This is a genomic window from Actinophytocola sp. (assembly GCF_036402745.1).
Taxonomy (GTDB): Bacteria; Actinomycetota; Actinomycetes; order Mycobacteriales; family Pseudonocardiaceae; genus Actinophytocola.
Genome location: NZ_DASWSJ010000228.1, coordinates 1 through 14,155 on the forward strand (window position 1 = coordinate 1; position 14,155 = coordinate 14,155).

12 protein-coding genes are annotated in these 14,155 nt (G+C 75.2%); 8 read left to right on the forward strand and 4 right to left on the reverse strand.

Annotated features, from left to right (window positions below; genetic code table 11):
* Positions 1 to 235: 235 nt before the first annotated feature.
* Complete coding sequence (locus tag VGD70_RS21680; protein WP_331084121.1) at positions 236 to 1,177, reverse strand: sensor histidine kinase; 942 nt, start codon at positions 1,175 to 1,177, stop codon at positions 236 to 238.
* A 134-nt stretch (positions 1,178 to 1,311) separates the two neighbouring features.
* Between VGD70_RS21680 and VGD70_RS21685 the strand changes: the two genes are divergently transcribed.
* Genes VGD70_RS21685 through VGD70_RS21700 form a run of 4 tightly spaced genes read left to right on the forward strand, consistent with a single transcriptional unit; the run spans position 1,312 to position 4,779 of the window.
* Positions 1,312 to 2,244, forward strand: a complete 933-nt coding sequence (locus VGD70_RS21685; RefSeq protein ID WP_331084123.1) for an ABC transporter ATP-binding protein — start codon at positions 1,312 to 1,314, stop codon at positions 2,242 to 2,244.
* A complete protein-coding gene (locus VGD70_RS21690; RefSeq protein WP_331084125.1) occupies positions 2,241 to 3,656 on the forward strand; it encodes an ABC transporter permease subunit in 1,416 nt (471 codons plus the stop codon). The genes VGD70_RS21685 and VGD70_RS21690 overlap by 4 nt, the downstream gene beginning before the upstream one ends.
* On the forward strand, positions 3,653 to 4,441 hold the full coding sequence (locus VGD70_RS21695; RefSeq protein ID WP_331084127.1) for an ABC transporter permease subunit: 789 nt from the start codon (positions 3,653 to 3,655) through the stop codon (positions 4,439 to 4,441). Before VGD70_RS21690 ends, VGD70_RS21695 begins: the two co-directional genes overlap by 4 nt.
* Before the next feature lie 41 nt (positions 4,442 to 4,482).
* The gene (locus VGD70_RS21700) at positions 4,483 to 4,779 is read left to right on the forward strand and encodes a hypothetical protein (RefSeq protein ID WP_331084129.1); all 297 of its coding nucleotides are present in this window, start codon (positions 4,483 to 4,485) and stop codon (positions 4,777 to 4,779) included.
* On the opposite strand, the gene cobN is transcribed toward VGD70_RS21700, so the two are convergent.
* Positions 4,776 to 8,351 carry a cobaltochelatase subunit CobN gene (gene cobN, locus VGD70_RS21705; protein ID WP_331084131.1) on the reverse strand — a complete coding sequence of 1,192 codons (3,576 nt, stop codon included), beginning with the start codon at positions 8,349 to 8,351 and terminating at the stop codon, positions 4,776 to 4,778. The two genes, VGD70_RS21700 and cobN, sit on opposite strands and share 4 nt — an antisense overlap.
* 24 nt (positions 8,352 to 8,375) lie before the next feature.
* Here cobN and VGD70_RS21710 point away from each other — a divergent pair, with 24 nt between their 5' ends.
* Genes VGD70_RS21710 through VGD70_RS21720 form a run of 3 tightly spaced genes read left to right on the forward strand, consistent with a single transcriptional unit; the run spans position 8,376 to position 11,625 of the window.
* A complete protein-coding gene (locus VGD70_RS21710) occupies positions 8,376 to 9,461 on the forward strand; it encodes a precorrin-3B synthase (RefSeq protein ID WP_331084133.1) in 1,086 nt (361 codons plus the stop codon).
* Positions 9,458 to 10,084 (forward strand): precorrin-8X methylmutase, encoded by a 627-nt coding sequence (locus VGD70_RS21715; protein WP_331084135.1) that lies wholly within the window; start codon positions 9,458 to 9,460, stop codon positions 10,082 to 10,084. The genes VGD70_RS21710 and VGD70_RS21715 overlap by 4 nt, the downstream gene beginning before the upstream one ends.
* Complete coding sequence (locus tag VGD70_RS21720) at positions 10,081 to 11,625, forward strand: precorrin-2 C(20)-methyltransferase (protein ID WP_331084137.1); 1,545 nt, start codon at positions 10,081 to 10,083, stop codon at positions 11,623 to 11,625. Before VGD70_RS21715 ends, VGD70_RS21720 begins: the two co-directional genes overlap by 4 nt.
* On the opposite strand, the gene VGD70_RS21725 is transcribed toward VGD70_RS21720, so the two are convergent.
* A complete protein-coding gene (locus VGD70_RS21725; RefSeq protein WP_331084139.1) occupies positions 11,597 to 12,331 on the reverse strand; it encodes a cobalt-precorrin-6A reductase in 735 nt (244 codons plus the stop codon). The two genes, VGD70_RS21720 and VGD70_RS21725, sit on opposite strands and share 29 nt — an antisense overlap.
* 14 nt (positions 12,332 to 12,345) lie before the next feature.
* Between VGD70_RS21725 and VGD70_RS21730 the strand changes: the two genes are divergently transcribed.
* Positions 12,346 to 13,470: a cobalt-precorrin-5B (C(1))-methyltransferase gene (locus tag VGD70_RS21730; protein ID WP_331084140.1), complete on the forward strand. Its 1,125-nt coding sequence runs from the start codon at positions 12,346 to 12,348 to the stop codon at positions 13,468 to 13,470.
* On the opposite strand, the gene cobM is transcribed toward VGD70_RS21730, so the two are convergent.
* A partial coding sequence (gene cobM, locus VGD70_RS21735) for a precorrin-4 C(11)-methyltransferase (protein ID WP_331084142.1) occupies positions 13,394 to 14,155 on the reverse strand: 762 nt, incomplete at its 5' end. The genes VGD70_RS21730 and cobM overlap by 77 nt on opposite strands.

Sequence of the window (14,155 nt, forward strand, 5' to 3'; positions counted from 1 at the left end):
TCGCCGTCTTCCTCCGTGCGATGCTCGGCGCTGGCGCGCCTGCGCTTCTCCTACGTCCAGACGACGAACGCTCCGTGCGCTCCCACTCACTGTGCTGAATGGTTCGCTCCGCTCCTCCGCTACTCGCCGTCTTCCCTCCTCACGTGCTCGGCGCTGACGCGCCTGCGCGCGCTCGTCAGTCCAGACGGCGAACGCTCCGTCACTCCCGCTCACTGTGCTGAATGGTTCGCTCCGCTCACGCCGGGAGCCGGGCCTCGACGAGGAAGCCGTCGACCGGTGCGGGGCCGGTGCGCAGCGTGCCACCCACGGTCGCCACCCGTTCGCGCATGCCGAGGAGGCCGTGGCCGTCGCGGGCGCCCGAGGGGCCGGGGCCGTTGTCCCGCACGGTGAGCCGCAGATCGTCTGCCGTGTAAGCGATCTCGACGTCGACCGCGGCGCCGGGGGCGTGGCGGCGGGCGTTGGTCAGCGCCTCCTGCACGATCCGGTACGCGACCAGCTCGACGCCGGGGTCGAGCGGCGTGACGTGGCCGCTGACGATGAGCCGGGCGCTCGCGGACGCCCGCATCTCGTCGATCAGCTCGAGCAGCTGCTGCAGCCCAGGCTGCGGCGACCGGGTCGGCTCGGTGCCGGCGTCCTCGCGCAGCACGCCGAGGAGCCGGCGCATCTCGGTGAGCGCGGTCCGGGCGGTGTCACCGATGGCCAGCAACCGCCGGGCGCCCTCCGGGGGCATGCCGCGGGTGGTCAGCCGCGCGGTCTCAGCCTGCACGGAGATCATCGAGATGTGGTGGGCCACCACGTCGTGCAGCTCGCGTGCGATCCTCGCCCGCTCCCCCCGCGCGGTGAGCTCCAGCAGCGCGCTCTCGACGGCCCGCGCCGAGGCGTTCCGCTCCGCCGCCTCCGCCCGCCACCGCCGCACCAGGCGCGCCGCGAGCACGACCCAGATCACCACCAGCGCCACCACGCCGGTGCTCGGCCCCTGGTAGAGCACGACGCTCAACGCCGCCGCCGGGGTGATCACCACGGCCACCGCACCGGCGTGGTGGCGGGCCAGCGCCAGCGGCGCCGTCGCGAACAGGCCGACGAGCAGCGCCACGCCCAGCAGCGACCCGGCGCGCACGAGCGCCTCCACCACCGAGGCGAGGGCGAGCACCGCCCCGGCCAGCTCCCACTTCCGCACGCGCACATTGTCGCGGTAGACAGGCCGATCGGGCGTCCCCCGACACACGCTCGCCGCGTCCCCCGGACGAGGGACCCGAAGACGGCTCGGCGGCGGGACGACCGCGCGCCGCCGGATTCGTAGCCTTCGTCGGCATGGAGGCAACCATCGAGGTCCGCGAGCTGCGCAAGCGCTACGGCCCCACCGTCGCGGTCGACGGTCTCTCGTTCACCGTCCACCCGGGACAGGTCACCGGGTTCGTCGGCCCCAACGGCGCCGGCAAGTCCACCACGCTGCGGGTGATCCTCGGGCTGGACCGCCCCGACGCGGGCGCCGCGCTCGTCGGCGGCCGGCCCTACCACCAGCTGCGCAGCCCGCTGCGCGAGGTCGGCGCGATGCTCGACGCGTCCGCGCTGCACCCGGCCCGCGGCGCGCGCAACCACCTGCTGTGGCTCGCGCACGCCGGCGGCCTGCCGGCCACCCGGGTGGACGACGTGCTCGAGCAGGTCGGCCTGGCGAGCGTGGCCGCGCGCCCGGCCGGCGGGTTCTCCCTCGGCATGCGCCAGCGGCTCGGCATCGCGGCGGCGCTCATCGGGGACCCGCCGGTGCTGATGTTCGACGAGCCGGTCAACGGCCTCGACCCGGAGGGCGTGCGGTGGATCCGCGGCCTGCTGCGGGACCTGGCCGCCGAAGGCCGCGCGGTGCTCGTGTCCAGCCACCTGATGAGCGAGCTCGAGGGCAGCGCCGACCACCTCGTCGTCATCGGGCGCGGCCGGCTCATCGCCGACAGCAGCGTGCGTGACCTCCTCGCGGCCGTGTCCGGCGACCGCGTCGTGCTGCGCACCGCCGACCGGCTCGCGGCGATGACCGTGCTCGCCAACGCCGGCGCCACGGTGGCCGCGACCGAGAGCGACGCGGTGACCGTGTCCGGCATGCCGGCCGACCGGATCGTCCCGCTGCTCACCGAGCACGGCGTGTCGTTCTTCGGGATCGGCGGGCACCAGGCGTCGCTCGAGGAGGCCTACATGGAGCTCACCCGGGACGCGGTCGAGTTCCGCGAGCTCGCCGGCGAGAGGGACGCGCGATGACCCCGTACAGGAGCACCCTTCCGGCCGGCCGGGACGGCTTCGACCGGCTGCTGCTCGCCGAGTGGACCAAGCTGCGGTCGGTGCCCCGGTGGATGCTGACGATGCTCGTCGCGGCCCTGCTGATCGTCCTGGTCGCCGTGCTCTCCGCGGCCACGTCCGCCTCGGCCAGGTCGACGGCCGGGGGCGGCGACGCTTCCGACGCCCCGCCGGCCTATCAGGACCAGGGCCACCTCGTGTACCGCTCGCTGCCGGGCGATGGCAGCCTCGTCGTCCGGGTGGCCACCCAGGCCCACAGCCACGAGTCGGCCAAGGCGGGCCTGATGATCCGGCCGGGCACCGAGCCCGGCGCGCCGTACGCGGCGATCATGGTCACCCCGGACCACGGCGTGCGGATGCAGACCGACACCACCAGCGGCATCACCGGCAGCTCCGCCGGCGCGCCCCGGTGGCTGCGGCTGGACCGCTCGGGCACGTCGGTCACCGGCTACGAGTCGGCCGACGGCCACGCGTGGACCCGGGTCGGCACGGTGAAGGTCGACGGGCTCACCGGCGATGCCGTGCTCGGCATGTTCGTCGCGTCGCCCGGCGCGGTCACGGTGCAGCGCCAGTTCGGCAGCGAGATCATCGACGAGAGGCCGACCACGGGCGAGGCCACGTTCGACAACGTGCGGGCCGACCCCGCGCAGGCCGGGCCGTGGCAGGACCGCGACCGGTCGATGCTGCCCGGCGGCGGCTACACCGAGGCCGGCGGCACGTTCACGCTCAGCGGCTCCGGGGACCTCGGGCCGGCGGAGTCGTACGGCCCGGACGTCACGCAGATGACGCTGACCGGGGTGCTGCTCGGGCTGATGGCGATCGTGGCGCTCGGGGTCCTGTTCATCACCGCCGAGTACAAGCGGGGCACGATCCTCATGACCTTCGCCGCCAGCCCGCGGCGGGAACGCGTCCTGGCGGCGAAGGCCCTCGTGCTCGCGGTGGCCACGTTCGTCGCCGGGCTCCTGGCGAGCGTCACCGCGCTCCTGGTGGCGATGCCGATCCAGCGCGCGCACGGCGTCACCCCGCCGTCGCTGTTCGACGGGCCGGTGCTGCGGGCGGTGGTCGGCACCGCGGCGCTGCTCGCCGTGATCGCCGTGTTCAGCCTCGGCGTCGCCACGCTCGTGCGGCGCAGCGCGGCCGCGATCACCGTGGTCCTCCTCCTGCTGCTGGTTCCGCAGGTCGTGTCGACCGGGCTGCCGCTGTCGGTGGCGGTGTGGCTGGACCGGCTCACGCCCGCGGCCGGCTTCGCGATCCAGCAGACGGTCCAGCGCTACGACACGGCGATCGGCCCGTGGGCGGGCTTCGGGGTGCTGTGCGGGTACGCGGCCGTCGTGCTGGTCGCGGCCGGCTGGCGGCTGCGGCGGCGCGACGCATGAGGCACACCCTGCACGCCGAGTGGACGAAGCTGCGCACGTTGCCCAGCAACGCGTGGCTCGCCCTCGCGGTCGTGGTGTTCATCGTCGGGGCGAGCGTCGCGGCCACGCTGACGGTCGACACGTCGAACTGCCCGTCGCCGCGGGAGTGCTTCGAGGACACGACGAAGCTGAGCCTCACCGGTGTGTGGCTGGGTCAGGTCGCGGTGATCGTGCTGGCCGTCGGGATGGTCGCGGGCGAGTACGGCACCGGCCTGATCCACCTCACGCTGGCCGCGCAGCCCCGGCGGCACACGGTGCTGCTGACGAAGGCCACCGTGCTGACCGCGACGGTCGCGGTGGCCGGCACCCTCGGCGTGCTGGGGGCCGTGGCCGGCGGCCGGATCATCCTGCCGGGCAACGGTTTCACCGCCGCCAACGGCTATCCCCCGCTGTCGCTGGCGGACCCGTCGACCCTGCGCGCGTCGGTCGGCACGGTGCTGTACCTGATGCTGATAGCCCTGCTGTCCCTCGGGATCGCGACGGCCGTCCGCGAGACCGCCACCGCCCTGACGACGACGCTGGCCCTGCTGCTGATCACCCCGTCGCTCACCGCCCTGGTCAGCGACCCCGAGTGGCACGCCCGGCTGGCGAAGCTGTCCCCGATGACCGCCGGCCTGGCCATCCAGGCCACGACCCGGCTGGACCACCTGCCCATCGCCCCGTGGGCGGGCCTGGGCGTGCTGGCCGCGTGGGCCGCCGCGGCCCTCCTGCTGGGCACGACCGTCCTCGTCCGGCGGGACCAGTGATCTCGCCACGTCCTGACGCCGGGGTCGTTATCCTGGCGCCCATGCCGGAGATGCGCGAGATCGGCCGGGCCGTCGCCGGTGCGCTGGTGGAGAGCGTGCGCGAGTGGACAGCGATCATCGGCGGGCTGGGGTCGGGGCTCGGCGCGGGCCTGCTGCTCTGGCAGGGCCAGGCCGGCAGCGTGCCCGGCGTCGTCTGCCTCGTGCTCGCGGCCGGCGGCCTGGTCGCGGCCTTCTTCGGCATGCGCGACCGCGATCTCGGCGGCTGGGCGGCCGCGGTGATCGCGCTGGTCCTCGGCTTCGCCGCGTTCGTCGCGTTCGCGCTGGCCGCGCAGGGTTAGGTGGTGGACTCCAGGTCGCCCTCGGTCTTGAGGTACAGGGACCGGACCGCGCGCAACGTCTCCTCGGCCGGGGCCGACCACAGGTTGCGTTCCGCGGCTTCCAGCAGGCGTTCCGCGATGCCGTGCAGGGCCCAGGGGTTCGACTCGGCCAGGAACTTCTGGTTCTCCTCGTCCAGCAGGTAGGTCTGGGCGAGCTGCTCGTACATCCAGTCGGTCACCACGCCGGTTGTCGCGTCGTAGCCGAACAGGTAGTCCACCGTGGCGGCCAGCTCGAACGCGCCCTTGTAGCCGTGCCGGCGCATCGCGGCGATCCAGCGGGGGTTCACCACCCGCGACCGGAACACCCGGGCCGTCTCCTCGCTGAGTGACCGGGTGCGGACCGCGTCCGGGCGGGTGCTGTCGCCGATGTACGCGGCGGGCGCGCGGCCGGTGAGCGCGCGGACCGTCGCGATCATGCCGCCGTGGTACTGGAAGTAGTCGTCCGAGTCGGCGATGTCGTGCTCGCGCGTGTCGGTGTTCTTCGCGGCCACGGCGATCCGGCGGTACGCGGCCTCCATGTCCGCGCGGGCGGGCTGGCCGTCGAGGGACCGGCCGTACGCGAATCCACCCCACCCGGCGTACACCTCGGCGAGGTCGCGGTCGTCGCGCCAGTTGTGGCTGTCCATCAGCGGCAGCAGGCCCGCACCGTAGGACCCGGGCTTCGAGCCGAACACCCGGGTGGTCGCCCGGCGCTCGTCCGCGTGCGACGCGAGGTCCGCCCGGACGTGGGCACGCACGTAGTTGTCCTCTTCGGACTCCTCCAGGGCCGCGACCATCCGCACGGCGTCGTCCATCAGGTACACCACGTGCGGGAACGCGTCCCGGAAGAAGCCGCTGATCCGCACCGTCACGTCGATCCGCGGCCGGCCCAGCTCCGCCGGCGGGACGACCTCCAGCGACGAGACCCGCCGCGACGCCTCGTCCCACACCGGGCGGACGCCCAGCAACGCGAACACCTCCGCGATGTCGTCCCCCGCGGTGCGCATCGCCGACGTGCCCCAGATCGACAGGCCCACCGACCGCGGCCAGTCGCCGGTGTTGGCGCGGTAGCGAGCCAGCAGCGAGTCGGCCATCGCCACGCCGGTCTCCCACGCCAGCCGGCTCGGGATCGCCTTCGGGTCGACCGAGTAGAAGTTGCGACCCGTCGGCAGCACGTTGACCAGCCCGCGCAGCGGCGAGCCGCTCGGCCCGGCCGGCACGTACCCGCCGTCCAGCGCGTGCAGCACGTGGTCGAGCTCGTCGGTGGTCCTCGCCAGCCGCGGCACGATCTCGGTCGCGGCGAACCGCAGCACCTCGGCGACCGCCGGGGCCACCGTGCCGTCCACCGTGTCCGCCACCGCGTCCACCCGCCACCCCCGGGACTCCATTGTGGACACCAGCGCCAGTGCGGCGGCGTCGATCTCGTCCACCGTGCCGCGGCTCGCGGAACCGTCCTCGGCCAGCCCGAGCGCCTCGCGCAGCCCGGGCAGCGCGTTCGCCTCGCCGCCCCACACCTGGCGGGCCCGCAACATCGAGGACACCAGGTTCACCCGCGCCTCGCCGGTCGGCGCGACGCCGAGGACGTGCAGGCCGTCGCGGATCTGGGCGTCCTTGACCTCGCAGAGCCAGCCGTCGACGTGCAGCAGGAAGTCGTCGAACTCCGCGTCGTGCGGCCGGTCGTCGAGGCCGAGGTCGTGGTCGAGCCTGGCGGCCTGGACGAGCGTCCAGATCTGCGCCCGGATCGCCGGCAGCTTGGCGGGATCCATCGCGGCGATCGAGGCGTGCTCGTCGAGCAGCTGCTCCAGCCGGGCGAGGTCGCCGTAGCTTTCCGCGCGGGCCATGGGCGGCACGAGGTGATCGACCAGCGTGGCGTGTGCGCGGCGCTTGGCCTGGGTGCCCTCGCCGGGGTCGTTGACCAGGAACGGGTAGATCAACGGCAGGTCGCCGAGCGCGGCGTCGGTGGCGCAGGACGCGGACATGCCGAGGTTCTTGCCCGGCAGCCACTCCAGGTTGCCGTGCTTGCCGAGATGGACCATGGCGTGCGCGCCGAAGGTATCCCGGATCCACCGGTACGCGGCGAGGTAATGATGGCTGGGCGGCAGGTCCGGGTCGTGGTAGATCGCGACCGGGTTCTCGCCGAACCCGCGTGGTGGCTGGACCATCACGACGACGTTCCCGGCCACCAGCGCGGCGAGGACGAGCTCCCCGTCCGGGTCGTGGGAGCGGTCGACGTAGAGCTCGCCGGGGGCCGCACCCCAGTGCCGCTCGACGGCGTCCCGCAGGTCCGCCGGCAGCGTGGCGAACCAGGCGCGGTAGTCCGCCGCGGAGATGCGCACCGGGTTCCCGGACAGCTGCTCCTCGGTGAGCCAGTCGGGGTCCTGCCCGCCCGCCTCGATCAGCGCGTGGATGAGCGCGTCGCCGTCCTCGGCCGCGAGGCCCGGCAGCTCGCCGACGGTGTAGCCCCGCGCCCGCATGGCGTTGAGCAGCCGCACCGCGCTCGCCGGGGTGTCCAGGCCGACCGCGTTGCCGATCCGCGCGTGCTTGGTCGGGTAGGCCGAGAGCATCAGCACGATGCGGCGCTGGGCCGGGGGCACGTGCCGCAGCGTGGCGTGCCGCACGGCGATCCCGGCCACCCGCGCCGCCCGTTCGGGGTCGGCGACGTAGACCGACAGCCCGTCGGCGTCCAGCTCCTTGAACGAGAAGGGCACCGAGCTGAGCCGGCCGTCGAACTCCGGCACCGCCACCTGGGTCGCCGTGTCCAAAGGGGACAGACCCGCGTCGCTCGCCGCCCAGACGTCGCGGCTCGAGGTGAGGCACAGGCCCTGGATGATCGGCACGTCCAGGGCCGCGAGCGCGCCGACGTCCCACGAGTCGTCCCCGCCCGCGGACGCGGCGGCGGGCGTGGTGCCGCCGGCCGCGAGCACGGTCACGACGAGCGCGTCCGCGGTGCCCAGCAACGCGATCAGCTCGTCGGGCGCGGTGCGCAGCGAGGCGCAGAACACCGGCAGCGCCTGGCCGCCGGCGTCCTCGATCGCGCTGGACAGCGCCTCGACGAACGCGGTGTTACCGGCCATGTGGTGTGCGCGGTAGTAGAGCACGCCGACAACCGGGCCGCCGGTGCGCCGCGGCGTGCGCGCCAGCCGGCCCCACACCGGGGTGGCCGCGGGCGGCGCGAAGCCGTGCCCGGTGAGCAGCACGGTGTCGGAGAGGAAGTGCGCCAGCTCGCGCAGGTTGTCCCGGCCGCCGTGGGCGAGGTAGGCGTGCGCCTCGGCCACCACGCCGCCGGGGACGGTGGACAGCTCCATCAGCTCGGCGTCGGGTGCCTGTTCCCCACCCAGCACCACGACCGGCCGCGGGCCCGCGAGCAGCGCGTCGAGCCCGTCCTCCCAGGCCCGCCGCCCGCCGAGCAGCCGGACGATCACCAGGTCGATGTCGTCGAGCAGGGCGGGCAGGTCGTCCACGGTGAGCCGGGCCGGGTTGTCGAGCCGGTAGCCGGCCCCGGCGGCGCGCGCGGACAGGAGGTCGGTGTCGGAGGTGGAGAGCAACAGGATCACAGGCGCCGACTCTATATTCGGTGCGTGCCGAACCGGAATCTCGCGACGGACGCCTGCCCCGGCGTGCTGACCGTGCACCAGGCCGCGGACGGCGCGGTGGCGCGCGTCCGGGTGCCGGGCGGCCAGCTCTCCGCCGCGCGGTTCCGGGTCGTCGCCGACGCGGCGGCCGAGCTGGGCGACGGGACGATCGAGCTGACGTCGCGGGCGAACCTCCAGGTCCGCGGCCTCGCCGACGGGGTGGCGCTCGGCGCCCGGCTCGCCGCGGTGGGCCTGCTGCCCTCGGCCACCCACGAGCGCGTGCGCAACATCGTCGCGTCACCGCTGACCGGCCGCGACCGGCCCGACGACGTCCGCCCGCTGGTGGCCGCGCTGGACGCGGGGCTGCTCGGCGACCCGGAGCTGGCGCGGCTGCCCGGCCGGTTCCTGTTCGCGGTGGACGACGGCCGCGGCGACGTGGCGTGGTCGGGTGCCGACGTCGCGATCCTGAGCCCCGACGCGGTCCTGCTCGGCGGCACCGACAGCGGCCTGCGGGGTGATCCGGTGCCGCTCGCGCTGGCCTGCGCCAGGGAGTTCCTCGCGCTGCGCACCGACGAGTGGCGCCTCGCCGAGCTGCCCGACGGCCCGCGGCGCATCGCGGACCGCGTCGGCGACCCGGCGCCTTCGAGGCTGAGCGGCGAGCCGGTCACCCGGGGCCCGCTCGGCCGCGTCGACCAGGTCGACGGGCGCGTGTCGCTCGTCGCGGGCGCGCCGCTCGGCCGGCTCGACCGGGCCCAGGCCGCCGCGCTCGCGGGGTACGACCTGGTCATCACCCCGTGGCGCAGTGTCGTCGTCGTGGACCTGCCGCCGGACCGCGCCGGGCCCGCGGCCGACCGGCTCCGCGCCGCCGGGCTGCTGCTCGACGCCGGCGCGCCGCTCGCCAGGGTGACGGCGTGCACCGGGCGGCCGGGCTGCGCGAAGGCGCTCGCCGACGTGCGGGCCGATGCCGGGCCGGTACCCGGGGTGGACCTGCCGGTGCACTGGTCGGGCTGTGCCCGCCGCTGCGGCCGGCCACGCGGCGACGTGCTCGACATGGTGGCGACCGGGGACGGCTACACGCGAGGGGACCGATGAGCGAGTACCTCAAGGACGGCGCGGAGATCTACCGCCGGTCGTTCGCGACCATCCGGGCGGAGGCGCACCTCGCCGGCCTGCCACCGGACGTCGAGCGGGTCGCGGTGCGCATGATCCACGCGTGCGGGATGACCGACCTCGTCGACGACCTGGCCCACTCCCCCGACGTCGTGGCCAAGGCCCGCGCGGCCCTGCTCGCGGGCGCGCCGGTGCTGTGCGACGCCACGATGATCGCGTCCGGGGTGACCCGGCGCCGGCTGCCCGCGGCCAACGAGGTCGTGTGCACGCTCACCGACCCGCGCGTGCCGGCGCTCGCGTCGTCGCTCGGCACGACGAGGAGCGCGGCCGCGCTGGAGCTGTGGGGCGACCGGCTCGCTGACGCCGTCGTGGCCGTCGGCAACGCGCCCACCGCGTTGTTCCGGCTGCTGGAGCTGCTCGACGCGGGCGCCCCGCGGCCGGCGGCGATCCTGGGGCTGCCGGTGGGCTTCGTGGGTGCCGTTGAGTCCAAAGTGGAGCTTGCCGGGCACCCGGCGGGCGTGCCGTACCTGGTGGTGCACGGCCGCCGCGGCGGCAGCGCGATGGCCGTGGCCGCCGTCAACGCGATCGCGAGTGAGGCGGAGTGAGCGGGGCGACGGAGCGCCTGTCACGGGGCACCGGGACCCTGTACGGCGTCGGACTCGGTCCGGGGGATCCCGAGCTGATCACGCTCAAGGCCGCGCGGCTCATCGAGGCGGCCGACGTGATCGCCTACCACAGCGCGCGGCACGGTCGCAGCATCGCGCGGGGCGTCGCGGCGCGGCACCTGCGGGGCGACCAGGTCGAGGAGCCGCTGGTGTACCCGCTGACCGTGGAGACCACCGACCACCCCGGCGGCTACCAGGGCGCGATCGACGACTTCTACGCCGCCAGCGCCGACAAGCTGGCCACGCATCTCGACGCCGGCCGCGACGTCGTGCTGCTCTGCGAGGGCGACCCGCTGTTCTACGGCTCCTACATGCACATGCACCAGCGGCTCGCCGGCCGCTACCGGACCGAGGTCGTCCCCGGCGTCACGTCGGTGAGCGCCGCCGCGGCCGTGCTCGGCCGCCCGCTCGTGGAGGGCGAGGAGATCCTCACCGTGCTGCCCGGCACGTTGCCGCCCGAGGTCCTGGCCGAGCGCCTCGCCGGCACGGACTCGGCCGCCGTCCTCAAGCTCGGCCGGACGTTCGAGAAGGTGCGCAAGGCGCTCACCGACGCCGGCCGGCTCGACGACGCGCTCTACGTCGAGCGGGCGACGTGGGAGACCCAGCGCACCGGCCCACTGTCCGATGTGGACCCCGACACGGTGCCGTACTTCTCGCTCGCGCTGCTGCCCAGCAAGCTCGCGGCCGAGCGCACCCGGTCCGCCGCCACAGCCGCGGCCGCGCCGGACCGGGTCGGCGAGGTCGTGGTCGTCGGGCTCGGCCCCGCCGGGCGGACCTGGCTGACCCCTGAGGCGCAGGAGGCGCTGGCCTGGGCCGACGATCTCGTCGGCTACGGCCCCTACCTCGACCGGGTCCCGCCCAACCCGCGCCAGCGCCGGCACTCCTCGGGCAACCGGGTGGAGGCCGAGCGAGCCGCGCTCGCGCTCGACCTGGCCCGGGCCGGCTCCCGGGTCGCGGTCGTGTCCTCGGGTGACCCGGGCGTGTTCGCGATGGCCAGCGCCGTGCTGGAGGTGGCCGACGACCCGCGGTGGGCCGACGTGCCGGTCCGCGTGGTCCCGGGCCTGACCGCCGCCCAGGCGGTGGCCAGCAAGGCGGGCGCCCCGCTGGGCCACGACTTCTGCACGGTGTCGCTGTCCGACCGGCTCAAGCCGTGGTCGACGGTGGCCGCGCGGCTGGCCGCCGCCGCGGCCGCCGACTTCGTGATCGCCATCTACAACCCGGCGTCCAAGAGCCGCCGCCAGCAGCTCGCGGCGGCGAAGGAGCTGCTGCTCGCCCATCGCGATGCCGGCACGCCGGTGGTGATCGGCCGGGACGTGGGCGGCCCGGGCGAGTCGATCGAGATCGTGCGGCTGGCGGACCTCGACACGGCCACGGTGGACATGCGGTGCCTGCTGATCGTGGGCTCGTCGCGGACGAGGGTCGTGGAGCGGCCGGACGGCACCCGGCGGGTGTTCACGCCACGGCACTACCCAGCCAGCTGACCGCCTGCCCGACCGTCTCGACCACCGGCACGTCGGGCACCGGCGGCCGTCGCACGACCACCACCGGCAGGCCCAGCTCGCGGGCGGCGGTGAGCTTGGCGACGGTCAGCTCGCCGCCGCTGTCCTTGGTGACGAGCACGCCGACCCGGTGCGCGCGCATGAGCGCCAGCTCACCGTCCACTGTGTACGGCCCGCGGGAGAGCAGCAGCTCCATCCGCGCGGGCACCGGCGGCTCCGGCGGGTCGACGCACCGCACGAGGAACCACCGGTCCGACCCGGCGAACGCGGCGAGCCCCTGGCGCCCGGTGGTGAGAAAGACGCGCTCTCCGGGCAGCTCCCGGGCGGCCTCCTCGAGGTCGCGGACCCAGCGCCAGTCGTCGCCCTCGCCGGGTGTCCACCCCGGCCGGCGCAGCAGCAGGTGGGGCACGCCGACGAGCCGGGCGGCCTCGGCGGCGGAGAAGCTGATCCGCTCGGCGAAGGGGTGCGTGGCGTCGACGACCGCGTCGACCCGCTCGGCCCGCAGCCACCCGGCCATCGGTTCCGGCCCGCCGAACCCACCGACCCGAACCTCGCCCGCGGGCAGCCGCGGCTCCCGCACCCGCCCGGCGAGGGTGGAGATCACCCGCAGGTCAGGCCGCTCGACGAGGCGCTCGGCGAGCCGCCGGGCCTCGCCGGTCCCGCCGAGGATCACCACACACCGAGTCATGGCACGCTGATCCCGTGAGCGAGAGCGACGGACGAACGGAGCGAACCACGGGGACCCTCCGGCGGGGCTGGACCACCGGCGCCTGCGCGACCGCGGCCACCAAGGCCGCCTACACCGCGCTGCTCACCGGCACCTTCCCCGACCCCGTCGAGATCACCCTCCCCAAGGGGCACACGCCCGCGTTCGCGCTCAGCCAGACCAAGCTCACCGCCACCGACGCCATGGCCGCGGTCGTCAAGGACGCCGGCGACGACCCCGACGTCACCCACGGCGCCACGGTCCGCTCGACGGTCCGGGCCGGCTCGCCCGGCAGCGGCGTGACGTTCCGCGCGGGTCCCGGCGTCGGCACGGTCACCAAGCCCGGCCTCCCCCTCCCGGTCGGCGAGCCGGCCATCAACCCGGTGCCCCGCCGGCTCATGCGCGACGTGCTCGCGGAGCTCGGCGGCACCGACGTGATCGTCGAGATCTCCGTCGACGACGGCGCGGAGCTGGCCCGGCACACCTGGAACCCGCGGCTCGGCATCCTCGGCGGGCTGTCCATCCTCGGCACCACCGGCGTGGTCGTGCCCTACTCCTGCTCCGCGTGGATCGACAGCATCCGGCGGGGCATCGACGTCGCGCGCGCGGCCGGCCACCCGCACGTGGCCGCGTGCACCGGCAGCACCTCGGAGAACGCCGTCACGCGGCTCTACGGCCTGCCCGAGGACGCGCTGCTCGACATGGGTGACTTCGCCGGCGCCGTGCTCAAGTACCTGCGCCGGCACCCGATCCCGCGGCTGACCGTCGCGGGCGGCTTCGCCAAGCTGTCCAAGCTCGCCGACGGCCACCTCGACCTCCACTCCGGACGGTCCCAGGTGAGCCTCGACGCCCTCGCCCGCCGCGCGCGCGAGGCGGGCGGCGACGATCACCTCGCCCGCCGGATCGAGACGGCCAACACCGCGCTCGAGGCGTTCCAGCTTGCCCGAGCAAGCAACATCCCCCTCGCCGACCACGTCGCGGCGGCCGCGCGGGACACGGCCGTGGCGGTGCTCGGCGACGCGCCGGTCGAGGTGGACGTCGTGGTCATCGACCGGGCTGGGGAGCTGGTCGGGCGCGCGCCGCGGAGTACAGGTGGCTGTCCGGGAAGCCCTCCGCGGTGAGCACCGACCCCACGATGATCACCGCGGTCCGCCGCACGCCGGCCTCGTGCACCTGGCCCGCGATCGTCGACAGCGTGCCGCGCAGCACGACCTCGTCCGGCCGGGACGCGAAGGCCACCACGGCCACCGGGCAGTCCGGCCCGTAGTTGGGCAGCAGCTCCGCGACGACCTGGTCGATCCGCTGCACGGCGAGGTGCAGCACCATCGTGGCCCGGCCGCGGCCCAGCGACGCGAGGTCCTCGCCGGGCGGCATGGGCGTGGCCCGGGCGGAGACGCGGGTGAGCACCACGGTCTGGCCGACGCCGGGCACGGTCAGCTCCCGGCCGAGCGTGGCCGCGGCGGCGGCGAACGCGGGCACGCCGGGCACGATGTCGTACGGCACGCCCTCGGCATCCAGCCGCCGCGCCTGCTCGGCCACCGCGCTGAACACCGACGGGTCCCCGGAGTGCAGCCGCACCACGTCGTTGCCCCGGCGGTGTTCGGCGACCAGCTCGGCGATGATCTCGTCGAGGGTCAGGTCGGCCGTGTCCACCAGCCGGGCGCCCGGCGGGCAGTCGGCCAGCAGCTCGGCCGGGACCAGGCTGCCCGCGTAGAGGCACACGGGCGTCGCCGCGATCAGCCGCTGCGCCCGCACGGTGACCAGGTCCGCCGCACCGGGCCCGGCCCCGACGAAGTGCACGGTCAT

Excerpts from the sequence above, each read along its gene's own strand:
- VGD70_RS21685 (WP_331084123.1), top strand. The coding sequence starts at position 1,312 with ATGGAGGCAACCATCGAGGTCCGCGAGCTGCGCAAGCGCTACGGCCCC.
- VGD70_RS21690 (WP_331084125.1), top strand. The coding sequence starts at position 2,241 with ATGACCCCGTACAGGAGCACCCTTCCGGCCGGCCGGGACGGCTTCGAC.
- VGD70_RS21695 (WP_331084127.1), top strand. The coding sequence starts at position 3,653 with ATGAGGCACACCCTGCACGCCGAGTGGACGAAGCTGCGCACGTTGCCC.
- VGD70_RS21700 (WP_331084129.1), top strand. The coding sequence starts at position 4,483 with ATGCCGGAGATGCGCGAGATCGGCCGGGCCGTCGCCGGTGCGCTGGTG.
- VGD70_RS21715 (WP_331084135.1), top strand. The coding sequence starts at position 9,458 with ATGAGCGAGTACCTCAAGGACGGCGCGGAGATCTACCGCCGGTCGTTC.
- VGD70_RS21725 (WP_331084139.1), bottom strand. The coding sequence starts at position 12,331 with ATGACTCGGTGTGTGGTGATCCTCGGCGGGACCGGCGAGGCCCGGCGG.